We start from the raw sequence: 23,857 nt of genomic DNA, 5'->3' as shown, positions 1-23,857 counted from the left end.
GCTCAATACCGGATGCGCGGATCGAGCAGCGCATAGGCAATGTCGATCAACAGGTTCATGATGAAGATCGCCAATGCCGAGACCATGATGACGGCCAACACGACGGCGAAATCGCGAAGCAGGATGGAATCGATCATCAGCTTGCCGATTCCCGGAAAACCAAACACCGTCTCGACGACGACGGCACCGTTCAAGATAGCGGCGGCCTGGTCGCCGATGACGGTGATCACCGGCAGCATGGCGTTGCGCAATCCGTGAACGAAGATGATCGAGTTGGAACGGACGCCCTTGGCGCGCGCCGTCTTCACGTAGGCGGAAGACAGAACGCTGATCATCGAGCCGCGCACCACCTGCAGAATCAGGCCAAAGGGCCGGATGAACAGCACGCTGACCGGCAGGACCCAGTGCCAGAAGGTTCCCGTTCCGGATGTCGGCAGGACATGAAGTTTGACGGCGAAAATGACGATCGCCACGATGGCAAGCCAGAAATCCGGGGCCGCAGCACCGATCAGCGAGAAGAAGGTGGCAAGACGATCGAAGACACCGCCGACGCGAAACGCCGCGAGCGAACCAATGACGATCGCAGCAACCGTCACCAGCGTCATGGTGATGACAGCCAGCCAGAAGGTCCAGACGAAGGCCTCCAGCACGACGTCCATGGCAGGACGAGCCTGCCGCAGCGACTGACCGAAGTTGCCCTGCGCGAGATCCGCGACATAACGGCCGAACTGGATGATCAACGGGTCATTGAACCCGTTCATTTCGCGGAATTGCTGGCGCATTTCCGTGGTCGCATCAATCGGCAGGTAGAGATCGGTCGGATCGCCGGTCAGCCGGGACAGGAAGAACACGATGACGATAAGCACCACGAGCGATACGCCGCTGGCGATCGCGCGTTTGCCGATGAAACTCTTCATGCCACTCCTCCCGAGTGAAACCCATAGGGGACCGTTCGCCTGGTCTTCGCGTGTCCGCCGTCAGTTCCCCGTCGACAAGCGCGAACTGAAATATTAGTGTATCTAGAATTTTTGTGAACCCCCTTTCTCAAATTCGTCAGCTCTTATCGACCGGCGGCTTCCGTCTCCAAGCCATACCCCCCGTGCCGACGATGGTTGCACCAATGATGACCGCCGCGCCGATCCATGTCTGGGGCGCAGGAATTTCCGAGAAAAACAAAAAGGCCATCAGCGCGACCACGGGCAGCCGGAGAAAGTCGAGCGGCGCCAGAACGCTTGCAGCCGCCATGCCGAAGGCGCGGGTGATCAGCGTCATGTTAAATGCCCCGAGTGCCCCTTGCATGGCGAGCAGCCCGAGTTGGCTCCAACTCGGCATCGACCAAACAGGCAGCATGACGATCAGGCCGAGCGGCACCGTCGTGATCAGGTTCCATGCAACCAGCCGGTCCGCGCTGTCCCTCAACGCCATTCGCCGCAGCATCAACTGGCTGGCCGCCGTCAAGACCGCTCCCGCCAGCGCAAAAAGCAGCCATTGGTCGAAAGCGGACTCTCCAGGACGAATGATGATCATGACGCCGATAAAGCCTGCCACGATGCCAGCGACGCTGGAAACGCCGACACGCTCCTTGAGTACGAGCCACGCACCGAGAACGAGAAACATCGGCATGGTGAAATTGATCGCTGTGGCATCGGCCAATGGCGCATGCGCAAAGGCGATGAACAAAGCAACCAGCGAGGCAAGCTTCAGACCCGCACGCACGACATGCAGGACCCGGTAGGGAGAGGCTCTCAGACCAACGCGAGACACGATCCACGGCGAGACGGCTAGGAGCCCGAAAAACGATCGGAAAAAGCCGATCATCAATGGATGTACACCGCCGGCCAGCGAGCGCACGATGATTGCGTCGAGACTGTTTAACAAGGCGGCCGCCACCATCATGCAGACGGCCAGGCCTGTGCGACCGGGCTGCATTCCATTTCTCCTGATCGACGAGTGCAGCCCATGCCATATCGGTCGTTCGATACCGCAAGCGCGCTGACCAGCATCTGCAGCCACGGTCTTATCGCGATCCGCCAGCGGCCGTCCACACTAAAATACAAATATATTAGTTTTAAAAAATGCAGCCTGAGCGGCTTCACGTGACAACGGAATTTCAGGGTTGCAAGAATCGAGGGAATACACTCTACGTCTGAGAATGAGCCGCAAAACGACCCGTGCTGGAGAAAATCACGCCGTCCCTCCTCTCGGGAAGGCCGGCTATATCTCCTCGGCCCGACAGTTCCGGCGGTGCGTGACCTCCTCACCACCGAATTAGCGGCCAGATGTAACCGCGACATCCCTCCCAGCTCTCGGGCCTTCAGAGCAGGAAGGATAGGTCCGGGAATTTCACAACCCCACGTCTACTTACTCCATAAGGATATTTTCATGAAGCATATGCGCGATCTCCGCCTGATGATGGCAAGCACTGCCTTCCTGGCCCTCGCCGGCCCCTCCTTCGCGCTTGACGGCGCTGATATGATGAAAAAGCTCAATGCCGCTACCAGTGCCGGCGGCACGGTCATCACCTTCGAAAAGGCTGATGTCGATGGCGATACGGTAACCGCGACGGGCGTCCAGGTGGGATATGCAAACCTGCCCGGCGACACTTTGAAGATCGGCGAGCTCACCTTCGAGGGCGTCGAGGAGACCGAAGGCGGCGGCTATCACGCCAAAACCGTCTCTTTCCCGGATATCGACATGAGCCAGGAAGAAGGCCGCTTTTCCGCAAAGGACATCGAGATCGCGGGCCTCACGATTCCGGCCAATGCCACGGGCGAGACGCTGAACGACATCCTCCTTTATGAAACGGTCAGCACCGGGCCGATCGCTCTCAACGTCAAGGGCAAGGACGTGTTTGCCATCGAGGGCATCGAGTCGAACCTCGAGCGCCAGGATGGCGGCTTTACTTATGACGCCAATGTCGCTGGCCTTAAAGCCGACCTGTCGCGGGTCGAGGATGCGAGCGCGAAGGACGCCATCGAGAAACTCGGGCTGACCACGATCGACGGCACGGTGACGATGAAGGGCAGCTGGGAAGTCGATAGCGGCAAGATCGCTGTCGACGAATACGCTTTCGACTTCAAGAATATCGGCCGGCTGAATATCGCCGTCGACTTCTCCGGCTACACGCTGGCCTTCGTCAAGTCGCTGCAGGAAGCGGTGAAGACCGCCGAGGCCAATCCGAACAAGGAAGAGGCCAACCAGGCCGTCGGCCTTGCGATGTTGGGACTGATGCAGCAGCTGACGTTCAACAGCGCCTCGATCCGTTTCGACGATGCCTCGATCACCAAGAAGGCACTCGACTATGCCGGCGCCCAACAGGGCGTCACGGGCGACCAGCTGACGCAATCGCTGAAAGGCCTTGTGCCGATCATGATGGCGCAGCTCAACCTGCCGGAGCTGCAGAACCAGGTGTCGGCTGCCGTCAACACCTATCTCGACGGGCCGAAGAACCTGACGGTCAGCGCAGCACCGGAAAAGCCCGTTCCATTTCCGATGATCATCGGCGCCGCCATGGGTGCGCCGAACACCATTCCGTCGGTCCTTGGCGTCAAGGTCACGGCAAACGACTAAGCTGGCGCGCCAGCAGCTGGAGGCGGGTTCGGACCTGCCTCCAGCTTCATTTCCCCAGGCGAGATTCGGCGATTTCCTGGAATTGCTCTACAGCTCGTCGCTGCGACGCCTCACAGCGTGCTTCAGCGCGATCATGTGTCTTCGCCGCTCCAGCATATAATCGGCATAGCCGACGCAGAAAAACAGCAACGTCGGGCCGGCGTAGATGATGATCAGGGCCAATGCGATAAGGATGAATGCGGTCGTCATGATCTTGTTCCATCATATTGGTCGTGCCGCATTTAAAGCGGCGACAGCGGATAGGCCCTCATCTCGGCTTTCCCTGTCCTTATTTGATAAAAATTCGCCGGCTTCCTATTCGTTCCGTCCCCGATCGATTTCCATTCGCGCCGCGGAGGCGAAGCGCGGCCTTTCCTCCCGCATCGCCGCCGTTACGCGCTTGAGCAGCGGGACCGACAGCAAATCCTCCAGCAAAACCGAAAGCTTCGGCTTCCAGTTCGGATAGCTGTCGCTGGTGCCCGGAATATTGGTCGGCGCTTTCTCGTCGGTGAGATCGGCAAGCCGCACCGATGTCAGAAGCGATGGAGTGCGCGCAATGAAACGATAGGCGCTCACCGTCAGATCTTGCAAGGCTTCCTGGCTTGCCCGCGCCGCCGTGAGCCGGGACGGTACGTCGAGGCCCGCGGCGTTGAAGACCGCTTTCAGATACCTCCGCTCGCGCCTGCGGTGTTTGAGATGTTCTTCGGTGATATCGGGCGGCACGATACCGTGTTCACAGCGATCCTGAATGTCGGCGCCGCGCCACCAGCCGGCAAGCGTTTGGTGGTCATGCGTCGAAATGCAGGCGAGCGCGAGGACCGGATAGGCATTGGCGGGCTTGAAGCCCTTCTCATCCTGTTCATAGGAAAGGATCCGGTAGGAGAGAATGCCGGCAGTAGCCAGATCCTCTTGCAAGCCTTCGGGAATCATTCCAAGGGACTCCCCTATGACAAGGCATCGATGTTCGGCGGAAACCTCGGCGAGGATCTGCAACAGCCGGTCCTCGGGATAGCGGACGTAGGCGCCGCTATCCGGCCTGCTGCCTAACGGAACCAGGAAAAGGCGGCGGATCGCCGGGGCGTGATCAATACGAATGGCGCCGGCGTAACGCATGGCGGTGCCGACCATGCGCCGGTAAGGCGACATCTCCCCTCCGGCAATTTCGGACGGCAGGTATCCGGCAAGGTGCCAGTCCTGCCCATCGACGGCGAATGGATCGGGAGGACTGCCGATCGTGGCCTGCGAGACATAGATATCCGGCTCGCTCCACGTCGCCGAGCCATCGACCGCCTCCCCGACGGCAAGATCGAGATAGAGCCCTATCCTGAGGCCGCCCTTGCGCGCCCGATCTGCCGCCTGCATCAGCTGGCGGTGGGCGAGCCATTGCAGCCACATGTGGAAGCGAACATCATCTGCATGCTCGCGTTCGAAATCGCCGACAGCGTCGCTGTCGAAGCGCTGGAACTCGGCCGGCCATCGTTGCCAGCTGGCGCCCGCCCCGCGCTCGACCATGGACGAGGAGAGGCATTCGAACAGCGCATGCAGCCGAAGGCTGTCGCCGCCATTCGCGACAAATGCGTCGAACTCGGCTTCGTCATCAACACGGCGTTGTCGCCGCGCCGACCAGAGATCACGAAGGGCTCCAAGCTTGGTCCGCGCGACGCCGATGTAATCGACGAGATCGGATTGGCGAAGGCGCTCCAATTCCTGTTCGAGTTCGGAATTGCCGGCAAACCCCGGCACCTGATCGACCGCGATATAGAGCGGGTTGAGATGCTGGCGGCTTGAGGGTTCGTAGGGGCTGCAGCGGTTGGGATCGGCGAGGAACGGCGCGTGAATCGGATTGAGGCCGATGAAATCCGCTCCCAGCGCCCCCGCCAGATCGGCGATATCGGCCAGATCCTGGAAGTCTCCAATACCCCAGTTGCGTGCCGACCGGATCTCGTAGAGCTGCAGACTCATGCCCCAGATCCGGGTATCAGACAGGAAATCCGGAAGAAACGACGCCGGGATCTTCCCTCGCGCCGGCTTCGCTTTCCACTGCGGCGCGCCGGCCTCGTGATCCGCCGTCAATTCAATATTCAATGCCGAGAGTATCTTGCGCTTGGTCGCGGCCGAGATCACCACCTCCCGGTTCTCGGGGCTGGGTCTTGTCGGGCTGATGCCGTGGAGGCGGGCGAGCTTGTCGAGTTCAGCGGACTTCATCATTCGACCTTTCTCTCCCACCGCCGTCACGCCTCGCTCAGGCTCCAGATCACCGCCCAGGGCGCCAGATCGCCGCGGTCGCTTCCGCCGAGACGGAATATCGTCTCGGCGCCGTCCTGTTGCGAGCCGAGCGCTGTCGCCTTTTTGCCGAGGTTGGCGCGCAGATGAAGATGCCGGCCTTCCGCAAGGGCCCAATCCACTGCGATCGCATGTCCCGCCGAGCGGTAGACAGCGCTTCCGCCCGTTGCGCCTTTCAGCAAAGGAACAATCCTCCGGTGCCGGAGGTCGAGAAGCGTTCTGTAGAAATCGAGCACCTCGGAGGAAGCGCGTTTCGACCAATCCAGTTTGGCCGCAGCGAAGGTCGATGGCGTCGTCGGGTCGAGAAGGTCGTCGGCGTCGAAGCCCGGCAGGCGCGAAAGCTCCTCGCGACGGCCCTTTCTGACCTTCTCGTTCAGCTCCTCGTCGAAATCGCAGAAAAACGGGAAAGGCTCTGCAGCGCCCCATTCCTCGCCCATAAACAGCATCGGAATCTCGGGCGCCAGCAGATAGATTGATATGACGGCTTTGACGGCGTCGGCCGGGCTCGACGCCAAGACCCGGTCGCCCAGCGCCCGGTTGCCGATCTGATCATGGTTCTGGATGAAGGAGATGAAGGCCGTCGGCGGCAGGTGACCGCTCGGCCTGCCGCGGCTTGCCCCCCGATAGGGCATCGGTTCGCCTTGGAACACGAAGCCTTCCGCCAGCGCCCGGCCGAGCTTGCCGGCGTCGCCGGCGTAATCGGCATAATAGCCGAAGGTTTCACCGGTGGCAGTGATATGCAGCACATGGTGGACGTCGTCGTTCCACTGGGCGGTGAACAGCTTCGCTTCGCCTTTTTCGTCTCGCTTCAGCAGATCGCTGTCATTCTCCTCGTTTTCGACGATCAGATGAACGTGCCGGTCGCCGGCTGCAGCCCTGACGCGGCGGGCAAGTTCGTGAAGCAAATGCTCGTCGCTGTCGTCCTTGATCGCGTGAACGGCATCGAAGCGGAAGCCGTCAAGCCTGAATTCGGTGATCCAGTAGATGGCGTTCTCAATGACAAATTCGCGGATCATCTCCGATCCGTCGCCGTCATAGTTGATGCCGTGGCCCCAGGGCGTCTTATGATGGTCGGTAAAGAGCGGCGCATAGGAAGGGATATAATTCCCGTCAGGCCCGAAGTGGTTATAGACCACATCGAGAAACACCGAGATGCCGCGCTCATGCGCTGCATCCACCAGCGCCATGAAATCCTCCGGCCGGCCATAGCTGCTGTCGGGGGCATAGGGCAGCACGCCGTCATAACCCCAGCTGTAACGGCCGGGGAATTCGCCGACCGGCATGATCTGCAACGCCGTGACACCCAGCTCCCGCAGATGATCGAGTCGCTCGATCGCAGAGGTGAAACTCCCCTCCGGTGTGAAGCAGCCGATATGCATCTCGTAGATGACCATTTCCTCCCACGGCCGGCCGCTCCAGTCGCTCGTCCTCCAGCGATAGGCGGTGAGGTCGACCACTTCGCTCGGGCCATGCGCATCCTGCGGCTGGAACCGCGAGGCGGGATCGGGAATTTCAAGACCGTCCGGCAGAACGAAGCGATAGCGCGTGCCGGCATGGGCATTCGGAACCGTGCATCGATGCCAGCCACCGTCCGCCGCCTGCATCGGCCGCGGATCGGCGCCTTCGATCTTCAACGACACGCTTTCATGCAGGGGAGCCCAGAGCCGAAACAGAATACCCTCTTCAGTGATTGCGGGGCCGAACGTCATATTGGTCAAGGGAAAGCCTTCTGTGAAGAGCATGGGATTTGGGTAACTTTTGCAGGAGCAAAAAGTTTCGTCCGCACGCGGACGCCATCGGGCATCCCTCGTTCAGCAAATGCTGGAAAGAGTATGACTCTATCCCTCCCGAGTAGGATTTTATCCTACCGTATGCTATAACTATCCTGCAAAATAGGAGTGCAGCGTATGCGTTCGACGCAACAGATGAGCATCACACTTCCCGTGGAAATGGCGAAGCGAGTCAAGCAGCGGGTGTCCGACGGTGATTACGCCTCGGAAAGCGAAGTCATACGCGAGGGCCTGCGTGCTTTGCAGGAACGCGAGAATGCTGTCGAGCATTGGCTGCGAACGGAAGTCGTGGCCACTTATGATGCCCATAAGGCAGACCCCACAAAGGCCAAGCCTCTCGAAGAGGTCTGGAAGCGGCTAGAAGCGCGCATGGACGAAATCGATCGAGAAGACGACTAATGAAGCTCTATCATATCCGCCTCACCGATCAGGCGGAGTTGGATTTGGCGCAAATCTACAGTTTCGTCCGTAGGAAATCCGCATCTTCTGTCGTCGCCCGCAATTACGTGACCCGCATCAAAATCTTTGTGAGTGGGTTCGAGACATATCCTGAGAGAGGCACCATTCGTGAGGATCTCCGGCCGGGATTGCGTATTGTCGGCTTTGAGCGCCGGGTAAGCGCGGCTTTCATCGTCGAGACCGCCGAGGTTGTTGTCCTCCGTATCCTCTATGCCGGGCAGCAGTTTGAGATTGACGAGATGAGCATTTCCGCTCCATCGAATTAGGAAATCTATCTAAACTGTCCGATTTAAACGCGCTCGAACTTTTGCGCACGGCCGCTACGCCGCCGCGACTTTGCCCGAGAGTGCCTTGTCCATGGCTGCCTGAAGCTGTTCCTGGGTGAAGGGTTTCGTCATCCTGAGCATCCGGCCGAGGCCGTGGTCTTCGGAAAATTCGGCATAGCCCGAAGCAAGAATAATCGGCAGGCCCGGGAAGGCTGAGCGTAGGTGGCGCGCAAGCTCGGCGCCTGTCATGCCGGGCATCGCATGATCGGTGATGACGAGATCGCAATCTCGTCCGTCGGCCAGGAATTCCAGGGCCTGCGAGGCGGAAGATGCCTCGCGCGGCAGGTGTCCGAGATCCTCCAGCATCGCCACAGTTCCCGTCCGGACAAGCGCATCGTCGTCGACGACGAGAATGGCGAGCGGCCGTGATACCGGGTTTAAGGCTTCCGTCGCAGGAGGCTCGACGGCCGGCTGCGTCTTGACGAAGGCCTCGGCGACGGGCAGCCAAAGGGATACGGTCGTGCCCTTGTCTCTCGCGCTCGATATCTGGATCGAGCCGCCGGATTGCGCTGCCAGGCCATGCACCATCGACAGGCCGAGACCGGTGCCCTTGCCGACCCCTTTGGTGGTGAAAAACGGTTCAGCGGCGCGAGCGACGGTTGCCTCATCCATGCCCTCGCCATCGTCCGACACCGATATCCTGATGTAATTGCCGCCGGCGAGGCCGGCCGGCCGACCGTCTTCGGCCGCTGCCGCGACAACCGTCACGGCGCCGCCGCTTTCGAGCGCATCGCGGGCATTGACGAACAGGTTGAGCAGCGCCAGCTCCAACTGGTTGCTATCCACCAGAAGCGGAGCCAGATCCGCCGGAATGCGCTTGTGGATTTCGATGCGCGGCCCCACCGCCTTGGCGAGCAGATCCTCGACGTTTTCGAACAGCCTGAGGAAATCGACCGCCTGCGGCTTCAACTCCTGGCGGCGCGCGAAGGCAAGCAGGCGCTGGGTCAGCGCCGTGCCGCGCTCGGCCGCCTGGATCGCATTCGTCAGCAGGCGTTCGCTGCGTTCATCCGCCGGAAGCCGCTTCTTCAGGAGGCCGAGGCTGCCGAGCACCGCCATCAGAAGGTTGTTGAAGTCGTGCGCCACCCCGCCCGTCAGGTGGCCGATCGTGTCGAGCTTCTGCGCCTCGAACAATTGCGCCAGCGCTTCCTCACGCTCGCGCGTCCTTTGATCGATCCGGTGCTCCAACTCCTCGTTAAGCTCCCGCAGCTGAGCGGCTGAGGCCTCGAGTTCGGCGGTGCGCTGGCGAACCCGAGCCTCCAGTTCGGTATTCAACCGTTCGAGTTCCCGCGTCTTCCTGTAGAGATCGGCAAAGACCCTGACCTTGGCTCTCAGCACCTCAGGCACGATCGGGACGGAGACGTAGTCGACGGCGCCCACCGCATAGCCGCGCAACCGGTCGGGTTCGGCTAGCATCACCGCGGAAACGAAGATGATCGGGGTGTTCTGATAGCGCGGATGCTGCCGGATCATGCCGACCAGCTCGAAGCCATCCTGTTCCGGCATGCAGACATCGACGAGGATCACCGCGATTTCGGTGCGCAGTAGGTGCTCGAAAGCTTCGCGCGCCGATTGCGCCTTGATGAGGTTTTCCTCGAGTTCTTCGAGAATGACCTCGTAGCTCAGGAGTTTCGCAGGCTGGTCGTCGACGAGGAGGATGTTGACGGGGTTCATGACTGGATCCTCAGCGGTGCAGCCACATGCGAAGCGCCGACAGAAGCTGTTCGGTATTGACCGGCTTCGCCAGGTAATCGGATGCACCCGCTTCCAGGCATTTCTCGCGGTCGCCTTTCATCGCCTTCGCCGTCAGCGCCAGGATCGGCAGCCGTCGGAACCGTGGCTCCGAACGGATGACCTGCATCGTCTCATAGCCGTCCATTCCCGGCATCATGATATCCATCAGAACGATCGCCACCGAAGGCTCGTTGTTGATGACGTCGATGGCTTCGCTGCCGGTCGTGGCCGTCAGTACCCGCATTCCCCGGCGTTCCAGTACGCTGCTCAGCGCAAAGATATTGCGGGCATCGTCGTCGACGAGCAGCACGGTCTCGCCGACGAGATCCTCGTCCGAGCTGTGCAGTTCCTGCAGGGTCGCCTGTTTTGCCGCCGGCAGGTCGGCGACGACCCGGTGTAGGAACAGCGCCGTCTCATCGAGGAGACGCTCCGGAGACTCCACGCCCTTCACGACGACGCTTCGGGCCATACTGTGCAGCGTCGCATCTTCCTCAGGGGAAAGCTCTCGGCCCGTGAAGACGACCACCGGCACCTCCCCGATCTCGGCGTCGTCGCGTATCTGCTCCAGCACGTCGAAGCCGGACATGTCAGGCAGCGAAAGGTCGAGCACCACGCAATCCGGCGGATCCTGCCTGAGGGCGGCGAGCGCTTCCGATCCGGAGCCGACACTTGTGATGTCGATGTCGTCATGTCCGAGAAGCGCGGTGACGCTCAGCCGCTCGGCCTCGTTGTCTTCCACCAGCAGCAGATGCTTGCGGCGCGGTTGCGCGTAGGCCTTCAAGCGCGACAGCGCCTTGCCGAGGCCCTCGGGCGTCGTCGGCTTGCTCATGAAGGCGAAGGCGCCGCGGGTGAGCCCATGCTGGCGATCCTCGTCGAGGCTGATGATCTGCACCGGGATATGCCGCGTCTGCGGATTCTGCTTGAGCTGGCTCAGCACCGTCCAGCCGAGCATATCGGGCAGGAAGATGTCGAGCGAGATCGCCGCCGGCCGGTAGTCCTGCGCGAGTGACAGCGCATCGCTGCCACGCATCGCCACCAGAACCTTGAATCCGCTGTCACGGGCAAGATCGACCAGGACACGAGCGTAATGCGCATCGTCCTCGACGACGAGCAGCACCGAATCGCCGGCCGCTATCTGGTGGCGATCGTCTTCCACATGTTCGATGGTCTTCTCGGCGCGGCGGCTGGCTGCCGCCTCGGCGAACTCCACCACATTGGCCGATGGAAGGGACTTCGGCGCAACCGCGCCGGCGCCGACATAGGTGAGCGGCAGATAGAGGACGAAGGTGCTGCCGACGCCCGGCGTGCTGCGCAGCTGAATCTCGCCGCCGAGCAGGTTTGCCAGTTCGCGGCTGATCGCCAGCCCGAGACCGGTGCCGCCATATTTGCGGCTCGTTGACGCATCCGCCTGCTGGAACGCCTCGAAGATGATGCGTTGTTTTTCCGGCGGAATGCCGATGCCGGTATCGACGACTTCGAAGGCAATGACCGAAGGCGCGTGCCGGAGCGACGGATGATCCGGGGACCAGCCACCCGCCGCCAACGCGACGCGAAGCGTCACACCACCTTGCGCGGTGAATTTGAAGGCGTTCGACAGCAGGTTCTTGAGGATCTGCTGTAGCCGCTTCGAATCCGTGATGATGCTCTTCGTGACATCACCGCCGATCTCGACCGCAAACGACAGGCTCCGGTTTTCCGCCTCGTGACGGAATGGCCGGGCCATCACCTCAAGCAGGTTGCTGACGAAAATCTCCTCGGCATCGACCGAAACCGTTCCGGATTCAATCTTCGACAGGTCGAGGATATCGCTGATCAGGTTCAGAAGGTCGGTTCCGGCGCCATGGATCGTCTTGGCAAATTCGACCTGCTTGCCCGACAGGTTGCCGTCGGGGTTTTCGCCGAGCTGCTGGCCGAGAATGAGGATCGAATTCAAAGGCGTGCGCAGCTCGTGCGACATGTTGGCGAGGAATTCGGATTTGTACTTCGATGTCAGGGCCAGCTCGGTGGCCTTTTCCTCGAGCGCGCGCCGGGCCTGCTCGATCTCCTGGTTCTTCGCCTCGACTTCGACGTTGCGTTCTTCGAGCTGCTGCGCCTTCTGCCCGAGCTGCTCGTTAGTCTGCTGCAGCTCGCGCTGCTGCGTCTGCAGCTCGGCGGCGAGTTTCTGCGACTGCTTGAGTAGGCCTTCGGTCTGCATGGTCGCTTCGATCGAATTGAGGACGATGCCGATCGACGTTGTCAGCTGGTCAAGGAAGGACAGCTGCAGCTCGGTGAATTCGCCGGCGGAGGCAAGCTCGATCACCGCTTTCACCTGCCCCTCAAAATGCACCGGCAGCACGATCGCGCTTCGCGGCAGGGTCGTGAACACGCCGGAACTGATCGGAACGACATTCTCGGGAAGGTCGGTGACAAGAATCCGGCGAGCATCACTGGCGCACTGGCCGACAAGTCCCTGGCCGAAATCGAGCCGCGGCGGATGCGCCGCCTCGACCCCTTGCGCATAGACCGACAGAAGCGACAGGAACGGTTGTTCCTCATCGGCATCGACCTGGTAGATCACTCCCTGATGCGCGCTGACGAGCGGCGCCAGCTCCGACAGCAGCAACTTGCCCACCAGCGTCAGGTCGCGCTGGCCCTGCAGCATATTGGTGAAGCGGGCCAGGTTGGTCTTCAGCCAGTCTTGTTCGGTGTTGCGCTCCGTTGTCAGGCGCAGGTTGTCGATCATCGTGTTGATATTGTCTTTGAGTTCGGCGACTTCACCGCGTGCATCGACCTTGATCGAGCGCGTCAAGTCGCCCTTGGTGACGGCGGTCGCCACCTCGGCAATGGCGCGCACCTGCGTCGTCAGGTTGGCGGCAAGCAGGTTGACGTTGCCGGTCAGATCCTTCCACGTCCCCGCCGTACCTGGCACATTCGCCTGGCCGCCGAGGCGGCCTTCGACGCCCACTTCGCGCGCCACCGTGGTCACCTGATCGGCGAAGGTCGCAAGCGTATTGGTCATGTTGTTGATGGTTTCGGCGAGTGCTGCCACCTCGCCCTTGGAGGCGACGGTGAGGTTCTGCTTGAGGTCGCCGTTCGCCACAGCCGTCACCACCTTGACGATGCCGCGCACCTGTTCGGTCAGGTTGGCGGCCATGACGTTGACGGTGTCGGTCAGGTCCTTCCAGGTGCCGGCGACACCCGGCACCTGCGCCTGGCCGCCGAGCTTGCCTTCGGTGCCGACTTCGCGGGCGACGCGCGTCACTTCACCGGCGAAGGCGTTGAGCTGGTCCACCATGGTGTTGATAGTGTTCTTCAGTTCGAGGATTTCCCCCTTCACGTCGACGGTGATCTTGCGGGAGAGGTCACCGCGCGCCACGGCGGTCGTCACCTCGGCGATGTTTCGAACCTGGGTCGTCAGATTGGCGGCGAGCAGGTTGACGTTGTCGGTCAAGTCCTTCCAGGTGCCGGCGACGCCGGGAACGACGGCCTGACCGCCGAGGCGGCCATCGGTGCCGACTTCGCGCGCCACGCGCGTCACTTCGCCGGCGAAGGAGCGAAGCTGGTCGACCATGGTATTCAACGTATCCTTCAGCAGCAGGATTTCGCCGCGCACGTCGACGGTGATCTTACGCGACAGGTCGCCATTGGCGATCGCGGTCGCCACCTCGGCGATGTTGCGCACCTGCGCCGTCAGATTTCCGGCCATCGAGTTGACGCTGTCCGTCAGGTCCTTCCAGGTGCCGGCGACGCCGGACACCTGCGCCTGGCCACCGAGCTTGCCTTCGGTGCCGACTTCGCGGGCGACGCGCGTCACTTCGCCGGCGAAGGCATTGAGCTGATCCACCATCGTATTGATGGTGTTTTTCAGCTCGAGGATTTCCCCCTTCACGTCGACGGTGATCTTACGCGACAGGTCGCCGCGCGCCACGGCCGTCGTGACTTCGGCGATGTTGCGCACCTGGCCGGTCAGGTTGGAGGCCATGGAATTGACGTTCTCGGTCAGGTCCTTCCAAGTGCCGGCGACACCCGGCACCTGCGCCTGGCCACCGAGCTTGCCTTCGGTGCCGACCTCGCGGGCGACGCGCGTGACTTCTGATGCAAACCGGTTCAGCTGATCGACCATGGTGTTCAGCGTTTCCTTGAGTTCCAGGATTTCCCCCGAAACCGACACGGTGATTTTCTTCGACAAGTCGCCATTGGCAATCGCGGTCGAGACTTCGGCAATATTGCGCACCTGCGCCGTCAGATTGCCCGCCATGGAATTGACGCTGTCGGTCAGGTCCTTCCAGGTGCCGGCGACGCCGAGCACGTTGGCCTGGCCGCCGAGCCGGCCTTCCGTGCCGACCTCGCGCGCCACGCGCGTGACTTCACCGGCAAAACCGTTCAACTGATCGACCATCGTGTTGATGGTTTCCTTCAGCTCGAGGATTTCGCCGGACACGGTGACGGTGATCTTCTTCGACAGGTCTCCCTGGGCGACGGCGGTCGCGACTTCGGCGATGTTGCGCACCTGTCCCGTCAGGTTGGAGGCCATGGAATTGACGCTGTCGGTCAGATCCTTCCAGGTGCCGGCAACGCCGCGCACATTGGCCTGGCCGCCGAGCCGGCCCTCGGTTCCGACTTCGCGTGCGACGCGGGTGACTTCCGAGGCGAAGGCGTTCAACTGATCGACCATCGTATTGATGGTTTCCTTCAGCTCCAGGATCTCACCCTTCACGTCGACGGTGATCTTCTTCGACAAGTCGCCATTGGCGATCGCGGTCGAGACTTCGGCGATGTTGCGCACCTGCGCCGTCAGGTTGCCGCCCATCGAGTTGACATTCTCGGTCAGATCCTTCCAGGTGCCGGCGACGCCGCGCACATTGGCCTGGCCGCCGAGCCGGCCCTCGGTGCCGACTTCGCGGGCGACGCGGGTGACTTCCGAAGCAAAGGCGTTCAGCTGATCGACCATCGTGTTGATGGTCTCCTTCAGCTCGAGAATTTCCCCCGACACCGTCACCGTGATCTTCTTCGACAGGTCGCCATTGGCGATGGCGGTCGACACCTCGGCGATGTTGCGCACCTGCGCGGTGAGATTCGAGGCCATGGAATTGACGTTGTCGGTCAGGTCCTTCCAGGTGCCCGCCACGCCTGGCACCTGCGCCTGGCCGCCGAGGCGGCCTTCCGTGCCGACTTCACGCGCCACGCGCGTCACCTCGCCGGCAAAGCCGTTCAGCTGGTCGACCATCGTGTTGATGGTTTCCTTCAGCTCGAGGATTTCGCCCGAGACGTCGACGGTGATCTTGCGTGACAGGTCACCGCGCGCCACGGCCGTCGTCACCTGGGCGATGTTGCGCACCTGCGCCGTCAGGTTGCCGCACATGGCGTTGACGGAGTCGGTTAGGTCTTTCCAGGTACCGGCGACACCCGGCACCAGCGCCTGGCCGCCGAGCTTGCCTTCGGTGCCGACCTCGCGGGCCACGCGCGTCACTTCCGAGGCAAAGGAGCGCAACTGGTCGACCATCGTGTTGATGGCTTCCTTGAGCTGCAGGATCTCGCCGCGCACGTCGACGGTGATCTTCTTGGAAAGGTCGCCGTTGGCAACGGCGATCGTCACCTCCGCGATGTTGCGCACCTGCGCCGTCAGGTTCGACGCCATCGAGTTGACGCTTTCGGTCAAGTCCTTCCAGACGCCGGTCACTTCAGGCACTTGCGCCTGCCCGCCGAGTTTTCCGTCCGTGCCGACCTCGCGGGCAACGCGCGTCACCTCGGAGGTGAAGACGCTCAGCTGCTTGATCATCGTGTTGACGATATCGGCCGAGCGCAGGAATTCGCCTTTGAGCGCCCGGCCGTCAACGTCGAGGGGGACGGTCTGCAGCAGATCGCCCTTGGCGACCGCGGTGATCGTCCGGGTGACGGCCGTCGTCGGCCACAGGAGATCGTCGATCAGGCCGTTGATCGATCCCTCCATCTCCGACCAGGAACCATCCGACAGGCCGAAGCGCACGCGCGTGCTCGTGCGCCCGTCGCGACCGACAACCTGGCCGACATGTTCCAGTTGCTGGGCCATGCGCTGATTGCCGGCGATAATGTCGTTGAGGGCATCGGCGATCTTGCCGGTGACGCCGGTCAGATCCGACCGCATCCGCACCGAAAAGTCGCCGCGCCTGACCGCGACAAGGACCTCCAGGAGCGCGCTGGCATCGTCGAATGCCATGGTTTTGTGGTCGTGGCCATTGAGGCTGTCTGCCGCGACGCTGTCGCGCGCGCGTTCACTGGTTTGGTTGCTCACGAAAATCCCCCTCTTCGACGACTGGTAATTTAGTGCTCAACGCGGAAAATGGTATGGGCTATCCCCGCATACAGCTTATCATCATTTGCCATTCAAAATGAACTTGGTAGCTGCATCAATCCACAACGCCCGCCTGAGACCTTTCAAAGGATTTGCGGATTTTCGTGCAGGCGGGAACAGTTCCGCGCCACCCGTCGTTTCCGTCGTGATAATGGAGAGCGACATGTCGAACGTCTCAAGGACAGGCAAGGAAGAGATCAACAGCGCGACCAGCCCGACCACCTTCGGAAAGTCGGTCGAGAGCCAAGCGCAAATGCAGGATGCGGCGGCGGAAGCCTCACCCGAAACGGGCGGCGAGATGCTCAACATCTACCGGCTGGAACCGATCGCCGCTCCCGACGATCCAAGATGGGACAATGCCCCCGGCCACGGCATCGTCATCGTGGCCGCCAGAACGCCGGGTGATGCAAGGATCGTCGCCGCGGCGCGCGAACTCGACTTCATGGAAGTGGATGCGGCTCCCGCCGAGGATGTGACGACGGTCAATGCCAGTGCCTTCCGCGACGACAAGCTCTATACTGTCATAGAGATCGACCGGAACAGACGCGATATCAAGCGCGGCATCGTCGAGGGCATGGTCTCGGTCGACACGATCCGCCCAGTCCAACCGGATTAGAGGCCACCCCTTTTTATTGGAGTTCTCATGAATACGGCCAATCTACAGCTCAAGGGGCTGATCATGGCGATGACGTCGATCTGCGACGCAATCGTCGACAAAGAAGTGCTGACGCGCGGGGAAATCAACGCCGCGCTGTCGAAGGCCCAAAAGGCAATCGAGGAGGACGACGATCATGAACTGTCGGGCGCCAACCGCGCCGCGATCCTGTTTCCCATCCGGGTGTTGCAACTCGCCGGTGAAGCCGCCGGGAAAGGTGAACAGCTGACATTTTCGGATTATGCGAAGCTTGTGGGAAAACTGAGCTGACGTCTAAGGTTTACAAAACGCCGCATCGCTCGGATGGATCCGGCACGCTGTCCGGCAGCTTGTCGAGCATTGTCGACTTTTCCAGATAAGTTGATTTATTTGGTCTTGTTTTCCCGTCGTTTCTGAGGCTATACCCCGGCCGAATACACACACGCACCGGGATTTCTACGTGACCAGCCTCAAATCACTTCTAGCCGCCTGCGGCCTCTCCGCCCTGATCGGCCTTGCCGCAACCCCGTCTTTGGCAGGTTCGACGACCTACCCACTGACGCTGGAAAACTGCGGCGCTGAGGCGACGTTCAAGAAGGCTCCCGAGCGGGCGATCGGCCTCGGCCAGAACAGCGCGGAAATCCTGCTGCTGCTCGGCCTTGAGGACAAGATGGTCGGCACCGCCTTCTGGCCGAGCAAGGTGCTGCCGCAGTTGGCGGAAGCCAATGCCAAGGTCAAGCTTCTCACAGTCGAGATGCCGACCTTCGAATCGATGCTCGCCGAAAATCCCGACTTCGTGGCCGTGGCGTTGCCAAGCCTGGTCGGACCGAACAGCAAGGTCGCCAAGCGCGAGGATTTCGACAAGGTCGGCGTCGCCACCTATCTTTCGCCCAGCACCTGCCTCAGCACCAAGGACGTCAAGGACCAGTACGGCAGCCGCGCCGAACTGTGGAACATGGATCTGCTCTACAAGGAGATCGATGAACTCTCGCAGATTTTCGACGTCGCCGATCGCGGCCAGGCGCTGATCGCCGACTTCAAGGCGCGTGAAGCCAAGCTTCGCGGAAGCGTTGCCAAGGACGGCAAGAACCTCTCCTACGTCTTCTGGTTCTCCAGCCCCAGCCCGTCGGCCGACGCCTATGTCGGCGGCAAGAACAGCGCCTCCGGCTTCATCGCCGACGTGCTCGGCGGCCACAACGCAATCACCGCGGAAGCAGAATGGCCGACCGTCGGCTGGGAAGGCATCATCGCCGCCAACCCGGACGTCATCGTCGTCGCCAGCCTCGACCGCAACCGCTGGGAGCTCGACAAGCCTGAGGCCAAGATCAACTTCCTGAACACCGATCCGGCCGTCAGCCAGACCCCGGCCGTCAAGAACAAGGCGCTCGTCGTCATGGACGGCCAGGCGATGAACCCGACCATTCGGACGATTTACGGCGCCGAGCAGGTGGCCGAGCAGTTGAAGGCCCTCGGTCTCCTGAAGTGACGGACGCGGGCCGTCTCTTCAGGCAGTTGGGAGCGGTCGCCGCGCTGCTCCTGGCTTCCTTCTGTCTCATCGCTGTCGCCATCGGCGTCAGTGTCGGAATCGGTGATCTGCCGATTCCGCTGGCGACCACCTTTTCGGCCGTTACCAACCGGCTCGGATGGACCACGGTCGAATTGAACCGCATCCACGAAACGGTCATCTGGGATTATCGCCTAAGCCGCGCGCTGGTCGCCGCCTTTTGCGGCGCGGGCCTGGCGCTGTCGGGCGCCATTATGCAGTCGCTGCTGCGCAACCCGCTTGCCGAACCCTATGTGCTCGGCATCTCCGCCGGTGCCTCCACCGGCGCCGTGGCGATCGTCATCCTGGGGCTCGGCGCGGGCGCGGTGTCGCTGTCATCGGGCGCCTTTGCCGGCGCCTTCGCCGCCTTCTTCTTCGTGGCGCTGCTCTCGAACGGCACCCGCGGCGGTGCCGACCGCACCATCCTTGCCGGCGTGGCTGCCTCGCAGCTCTTCAATGCCTCGACTTCGTATATCGTCACGACCTCGGCCAATGCCCAGCAGGCCCGCGACGTGATGTTCTGGCTGCTGGGCAGTTTCAGCGGCGTGCGCTGGCCGGAATTCGCGTTGGTCTCGGTTGTCGTCGGCCTCGGTCTTGCCGCCTGTCTGTTTTATGCCCGCGTGCTCGACGCCTTCGCTTTCGGCGACGAGGCGGCCTCTTCGCTCGGCGTCAATGTCGGCCGCGCCCGCTTGTTGCTCTTCGGGCTCACCGCCATGATGACGGCGACGATCGTCAGCATGGTCGGCTCGATCGGCTTTGTCGGCCTCGTCGTGCCGCATGTCGCCCGCTTCCTCGTCGGGCCGCTGCATATCCGCCTGCTACCGGCCTGCGCCATCGCGGGAGCGATCTTCATGGTGCTCGCCGATATCGCCGCCCGCGCCCTCATTCCCGGCCAAATCCTGCCGATCGGCGTCGTCACGGCGCTCGTCGGCGTTCCCTTCTTCTCGATCATCCTCTACCGGTTCCAGCGCGCGTCATGAGCATCAAGGCCGACAACCTCACCTGGAAAATTGGCAGGAAGACCATCCTGGACGGCGTTTCCCTGGAGGCTCAGCCGGGCCGGATGCTCGGCCTACTCGGGCCGAACGGCTCCGGCAAGACCTCACTGCTGCGGCTTCTCGCCGGCCTGAAGCGGCCCCATTCCGGCCGCGTCACTCTTGATCGGAACGACATCGGCACGATCAGCCGCCGCTCGATCGCCCAGCGCATCGCCTTCGTCGAGCAGCATGCGGCGACCAATGCCAATCTGAAGGTTATTGATGTCGTCAAGCTCGGCCGCTTCCCGCATCGTTCCATGTTCTCCGGCTGGACGAGAGCCGACGAAGAGGCGGTCGAAGCGGCACTTGCGCGTGCCGGTATGGCAGAGAAGCGAGACGATCGCTGGCAAAACCTGTCGGGCGGCGAAAAGCAGCGCACCCATATTGCCAGAGCGCTCGCCCAGTCGCCGCAGGAGCTGATCCTCGACGAACCCACAAACCATCTCGACATCCAGCACCAAATCGGCTTGATGCGGCTCGTCTCCAGCCTGCCGATCACCAGCATCGTCGCCCTGCACGATCTCAACCATGCCGCCATGTTCTGCGATGAGCTGATCATCATGCAGCAGGGTAGGATCGTCGCGTCCGGCGCACCTGAAGACGTGCTGAGCGAGAACCTTCTGCGCGACGTCTTTTCCGTCGAAGCCCGCATCGAAGCCTCGCCCCATCATTCGCGCCCGCATATCCACTATCTCAGATGAGAGTGGCCACCCTCACGTCACGATCTGCAGCGGCAAAGCAGTCGTCTTTTTCAGCGTTTTCAGGACGATGCTTGACTTGACCGAGGCCAGATTATCGGTGACCCGGATCATTCTCTCGAGAAATTGGCTGAGATGGTCGAGGTCGCGCGTCATCACCTTCATCAGAAAATCGGCATCCCCCGTCTGCGAATAACACTCCAGAATCTCCGGCGCGGTTTCGATGAAGCGATGAAGCCGCTCGTTTCCACCTTCCGTATGCGCGCGCAGGCTGACGAGGGTATGAGCAACGACGGCAAAACCCAGTTTTGCAGGATTGAGGATAGCAACGACGCTCTGGATGTATTGCTCATTGCGCAGCTTTTCCAAACGGCGTGCGCATTGGGTCGCGGAGAGATTGACCTTCTGCGACAATTCACCCTGCGTCACCTCACTGTTTTGCTGGAGGGCGGCGAGCAATTTGATATCGAACTGGTCAAGCATGGCCCATCCAAATAAGCAGAATTTCCGCGTAGTATAGCCAAATGACGCAGATTGTCTGCATCTGCATATCGCATTAGGCAGATAATCGCATAAAATCGCCGCGGAAGTTCCGTTAGTCTCCAGCCATCGGATAAAACGGAGGTGGACTTGTGTTTGAGAAACTGAATAACCGGCCGGCCGACAGCCTGCTTGCCCTCATCAAGGCCTTTCAGGTCGACGAGCGCAGCGGAAAGATCGACCTCGGCGTCGGTGTCTATCGCGACGCCATGGGCCGCACGCCGGTGATGCGAGCCGTAAAGGCGGCGGAACAGTTTCTTCTCGAGACCCAGGACAGCAAGAAATATCTCGGCCCGGAAGGCGATCTGCAATTCGTCCGACTGCTGCAACCCATTATTTTCGGCAAATCGCCGACGTTCGATCATCGCCTCGTCGGCATTCAGACACCGGGCGGCAGCGGCGCGCTGCGTCTCGGCGCCGAGCTCATCCAGACGGCAAATCCATCCGCTAAGGTTCTGTTGGGGACGCCCAGCTGGCCGAACCACGCGCCGATCTTCGCCTCGGCGCGGCTGGCCGTAAAGGACTACGCCTTCGTCGATCTGACGTCGCAACAGGTCAAATTCGAAAGCGTCGTCGACGCCCTGTCTTCCGCTGCGGAAGGCGATGTCGTCCTCCTTCACGGTTGCTGCCACAATCCGACCGGTATCGATTTCACCATGGAGCAGTGGCGGCAGATTACCGGACTCCTCGTTGCACACGGGCTGGTGCCGTTCATCGATCTTGCCTATCAAGGGCTTGGCGACGGTCTCGAACAGGACGCCGCACCGACACGGATGATCCTCGACGCGGTCGACGAGGCGCTGATCGCTTATTCCTGCGATAAGAATTTCGGTCTCTATCGCGAGCGCGTCGGCGCGCTCTACCTCATGACCCGCAATGTCGACGACATCGGCAAGGCCGAAAGCAATATGGCGGCCCTTGCCCGTGTGAACTGGTCGATGCCGCCCGATCATGGCGCCGCGATCGTCAGAACCATTCTCGAGAGCCCCGAAATGTCGGCAATGTGGCGCGCAGAACTCGAGGAGATGTGCGAGCGTGTCAACGGCAACCGCGCGGCGCTCGCCGCCGCAGCCGCCGATCTGGCCTTTATCAGCCGGCAGCGCGGCCTGTTCTCCAATCTCTCCATGTCGAAAGAAACGGCCGCAGCGCTGCGCGCCAAACACGGCATCTACATGGCCGATTCCGGCCGTATGAACCTTGCGGGCATGCAGCCGGCCGATGCCGGCGCCATCGTGACCGCACTTCGCGCTGAAGGCTGCTTGAAATGAGCAAGAAGGAAACGACCGGCCAGGCGATGACCCGTTCGCTCGTCGCCCATGGGATCGACACGGTGTTTGGCATCCCGGGCGCCCACATGTATGATTTCAACGATGCGCTCTACGGCGCCCGCGACAAGGTTCGGTTCATTCACACTAGGCACGAACAGGGCGCCGGATATATGGCCTATGGCTATGCCAAATCCACCGGGCGGATCGGCGCCTATACCGTCGTCCCCGGCCCGGGTGTTCTCAATTCCGGGGCAGCGCTTTGCACCGCTTACGGCGCCAACGCGCCGGTACTTTGCATCACCGGCAACATCATGTCCCACCTGATTGGCCAGGGCAGAGGGCAGTTGCACGAACTGCCCGATCAACTCGCGACAATGCGCGGGCTTACCAAGACGGCGGAACGCATCAATCATCCGTCCGAGGCAGGCCCCGTCATGGCCGAGGTCGTCGGCAAGATGCTCTCCGGCCGCCAGGGTCCGGGAGCGGTCGAAGCCCCATGGGACGTGTTTTGCCAATCCGGCCCCGAAGTCGATCTTTCCGTCGGTACGAGAGCGCCTCACCCGGCTGTCAACTCCGATCAGATCGCTGCCGCAGCGGCGCTGATAGCGTGTGCCAGCAATCCGATGATCATGGTCGGCGGCGGCGCGGCGGAGGCCGGCGCCGAGATCGCCGCGCTTGCGGAACTGCTGCAGTCGCCCGTCACCTCCCATCGTTCCGGCAAGGGCATCGTCGCCGACGATCACCCGAACTATCTGAATTTCGTCGCCGCCTATGAATATTGGAAGAAGACGGACGTTCTGATCGGTATCGGCAGCCGGCTCGAATTGCAGTTCATGCGTTGGAAATGGCTTCCCAAAGGCCTCAAGATCATCCGCATCGATATCGATCCGACCGAAATGGTCCGCCTCAAGCCCGGTGTCGGCATCGTCGCCGATGCCAAGGCGGGAACGCGGGCTCTGATCGATGTATTGTCAGGTTCCCGGCGCGACGATCGCACCCGCGAATTTGCCGACATCAACAAAGAGGCCAGATCTCGGTTCTCGGAAGTGCAGCCGCAGCTTGCCTATCTCGACGCCATTCGTGAGGCTCTTCCCAGAGACGGCTTCTTCGTCGAGGAGATCAGCCAGATGGGCTTTACCGCCCGTTTTGCCTTCCCCGTCTACGGCCCGCGCCAATACGTGACATGTGGTTATCAGGACAATCTGGGTTTTGGCTTCAACACCGCCTTGGGCGTGAAGGTCGCCAATCCCGATAAAGCGGTTGTTTCCGTTTCTGGCGATGGCGGATTCATGTTCGGCGTTCAGGAGCTTGCCACTGCCGTCCAGCACAAGATCAATGTCGTCGCCATCGTCTTCAACAATTCAGCCTATGGCAATGTTCTGCGCGATCAGAAGCAGGCGTATCAGGGTCGCTATCTTGGCTCGGAGCTGACCAATCCGGATTTTGTCGCGCTTGCCGAGAGCTTCGGTGTCCGCGCGTTCAAGGTGACAAGCCCCGACGAACTCAAAGAGAGGATCGAGAAAGCCCTCTCTCTCGACGAGCCCGTGCTCATCGAGGTTCCGATCGAAAAGGGATCCGAGGCAAGTCCCTGGCCGTTCATTCATCCGGCGCCGCACGCCGAATGAATCC

General features: G+C 61.5%; 18 protein-coding genes. 10 read left to right on the top strand and 8 right to left on the bottom strand.

Translation table 11 applies throughout. The features are described 5' to 3' along the window. Positions 1-2: 2 nt before the first annotated feature. Complete coding sequence (locus tag FHX03_RS13365; protein WP_183854041.1) at positions 3-917, bottom strand: ABC transporter permease; 915 nt, start codon at positions 915-917, stop codon at positions 3-5. Between the two features lie 136 nt (positions 918-1,053). Further along, a complete protein-coding gene (locus FHX03_RS13360; RefSeq protein WP_183854039.1) occupies positions 1,054-1,929 on the bottom strand; it encodes a DMT family transporter in 876 nt (291 codons plus the stop codon). 453 nt (positions 1,930-2,382) lie between these two features. Here FHX03_RS13360 and FHX03_RS13355 point away from each other — a divergent pair, with 453 nt between their 5' ends. Further along, positions 2,383-3,570 (top strand): hypothetical protein, encoded by a 1,188-nt coding sequence (locus FHX03_RS13355; RefSeq protein WP_183854038.1) that lies wholly within the window; start codon positions 2,383-2,385, stop codon positions 3,568-3,570. A gap of 87 nt (positions 3,571-3,657) precedes the next feature. On the opposite strand, the gene FHX03_RS13350 is transcribed toward FHX03_RS13355, so the two are convergent. The 3 genes from FHX03_RS13350 to treZ all read right to left on the bottom strand — a co-directional run bounded on the left by FHX03_RS13350 (position 3,658) and on the right by treZ (position 7,634). Next, positions 3,658-3,819: a hypothetical protein gene (locus FHX03_RS13350; RefSeq protein WP_003591297.1), complete on the bottom strand. Its 162-nt coding sequence runs from the start codon at positions 3,817-3,819 to the stop codon at positions 3,658-3,660. A gap of 105 nt (positions 3,820-3,924) precedes the next feature. Beyond that, positions 3,925-5,814 (bottom strand): 4-alpha-glucanotransferase, encoded by a 1,890-nt coding sequence (gene malQ, locus FHX03_RS13345; protein WP_183854395.1) that lies wholly within the window; start codon positions 5,812-5,814, stop codon positions 3,925-3,927. Positions 5,815-5,840: 26 nt separating this feature from the next. Beyond that, positions 5,841-7,634, bottom strand: coding sequence for a malto-oligosyltrehalose trehalohydrolase (treZ, locus tag FHX03_RS13340; protein ID WP_131710513.1), 1,794 nt, complete (start codon positions 7,632-7,634; stop codon positions 5,841-5,843). A gap of 165 nt (positions 7,635-7,799) precedes the next feature. On the opposite strand from treZ, the gene FHX03_RS13335 reads away from it, so the two are divergent. Further along, the gene (locus tag FHX03_RS13335) at positions 7,800-8,081 is read left to right on the top strand and encodes a type II toxin-antitoxin system ParD family antitoxin (protein WP_116407837.1); all 282 of its coding nucleotides are present in this window, start codon (positions 7,800-7,802) and stop codon (positions 8,079-8,081) included. Continuing rightward, positions 8,081-8,407 carry a type II toxin-antitoxin system RelE/ParE family toxin gene (locus FHX03_RS13330; RefSeq protein ID WP_183854036.1) on the top strand — a complete coding sequence of 109 codons (327 nt, stop codon included), beginning with the start codon at positions 8,081-8,083 and terminating at the stop codon, positions 8,405-8,407. The genes FHX03_RS13335 and FHX03_RS13330 overlap by 1 nt, the downstream gene beginning before the upstream one ends. 54 nt (positions 8,408-8,461) lie before the next feature. Here FHX03_RS13330 and FHX03_RS13325 read toward each other — a convergent pair whose 3' ends face one another. Then, a complete protein-coding gene (locus FHX03_RS13325; protein ID WP_131710511.1) occupies positions 8,462-10,138 on the bottom strand; it encodes a response regulator in 1,677 nt (558 codons plus the stop codon). A 10-nt stretch (positions 10,139-10,148) separates the two neighbouring features. Then, on the bottom strand, positions 10,149-16,448 hold the full coding sequence (locus FHX03_RS13320) for a HAMP domain-containing protein (protein ID WP_097628061.1): 6,300 nt from the start codon (positions 16,446-16,448) through the stop codon (positions 10,149-10,151). 211 nt (positions 16,449-16,659) lie between these two features. On the opposite strand from FHX03_RS13320, the gene FHX03_RS13310 reads away from it, so the two are divergent. The 5 genes from FHX03_RS13310 (at position 16,660) to FHX03_RS13290 (ending at position 20,423) form a co-directional block, all read left to right on the top strand. Continuing rightward, a complete protein-coding gene (locus tag FHX03_RS13310) occupies positions 16,660-17,124 on the top strand; it encodes a hypothetical protein (RefSeq protein WP_179867154.1) in 465 nt (154 codons plus the stop codon). Between the two features lie 27 nt (positions 17,125-17,151). Further along, positions 17,152-17,433 carry a hypothetical protein gene (locus FHX03_RS13305; protein ID WP_097628063.1) on the top strand — a complete coding sequence of 94 codons (282 nt, stop codon included), beginning with the start codon at positions 17,152-17,154 and terminating at the stop codon, positions 17,431-17,433. 169 nt (positions 17,434-17,602) lie between these two features. Beyond that, the gene (locus FHX03_RS13300; RefSeq protein WP_183854034.1) at positions 17,603-18,628 is read left to right on the top strand and encodes an ABC transporter substrate-binding protein; all 1,026 of its coding nucleotides are present in this window, start codon (positions 17,603-17,605) and stop codon (positions 18,626-18,628) included. Then, the gene (locus FHX03_RS13295) at positions 18,625-19,665 is read left to right on the top strand and encodes a FecCD family ABC transporter permease (protein WP_131710508.1); all 1,041 of its coding nucleotides are present in this window, start codon (positions 18,625-18,627) and stop codon (positions 19,663-19,665) included. Before FHX03_RS13300 ends, FHX03_RS13295 begins: the two co-directional genes overlap by 4 nt. Then, on the top strand, positions 19,662-20,423 hold the full coding sequence (locus tag FHX03_RS13290) for an ABC transporter ATP-binding protein (RefSeq protein ID WP_097628066.1): 762 nt from the start codon (positions 19,662-19,664) through the stop codon (positions 20,421-20,423). Before FHX03_RS13295 ends, FHX03_RS13290 begins: the two co-directional genes overlap by 4 nt. Positions 20,424-20,435: 12 nt before the next feature. On the opposite strand, the gene FHX03_RS13285 is transcribed toward FHX03_RS13290, so the two are convergent. After that, a complete protein-coding gene (locus FHX03_RS13285) occupies positions 20,436-20,903 on the bottom strand; it encodes an Lrp/AsnC family transcriptional regulator (protein ID WP_097628067.1) in 468 nt (155 codons plus the stop codon). 149 nt (positions 20,904-21,052) lie between these two features. Here FHX03_RS13285 and FHX03_RS13280 point away from each other — a divergent pair, with 149 nt between their 5' ends. Together FHX03_RS13280 and FHX03_RS13275 are read left to right on the top strand one after the other, a co-directional pair. Beyond that, complete coding sequence (locus FHX03_RS13280; RefSeq protein ID WP_097628068.1) at positions 21,053-22,228, top strand: amino acid aminotransferase; 1,176 nt, start codon at positions 21,053-21,055, stop codon at positions 22,226-22,228. Then, complete coding sequence (locus FHX03_RS13275) at positions 22,225-23,853, top strand: thiamine pyrophosphate-dependent enzyme (protein WP_183854032.1); 1,629 nt, start codon at positions 22,225-22,227, stop codon at positions 23,851-23,853. Before FHX03_RS13280 ends, FHX03_RS13275 begins: the two co-directional genes overlap by 4 nt. The last annotated feature ends 4 nt before the right edge of the window (positions 23,854-23,857 follow it).

It is taken from the genome of Rhizobium sp. BK456 (assembly GCF_014194045.1).
Classification (GTDB): domain Bacteria; phylum Pseudomonadota; class Alphaproteobacteria; order Rhizobiales; family Rhizobiaceae; genus Rhizobium; species Rhizobium redzepovicii.
This window is presented reverse-complemented; position numbering and strand designations above follow the sequence as displayed.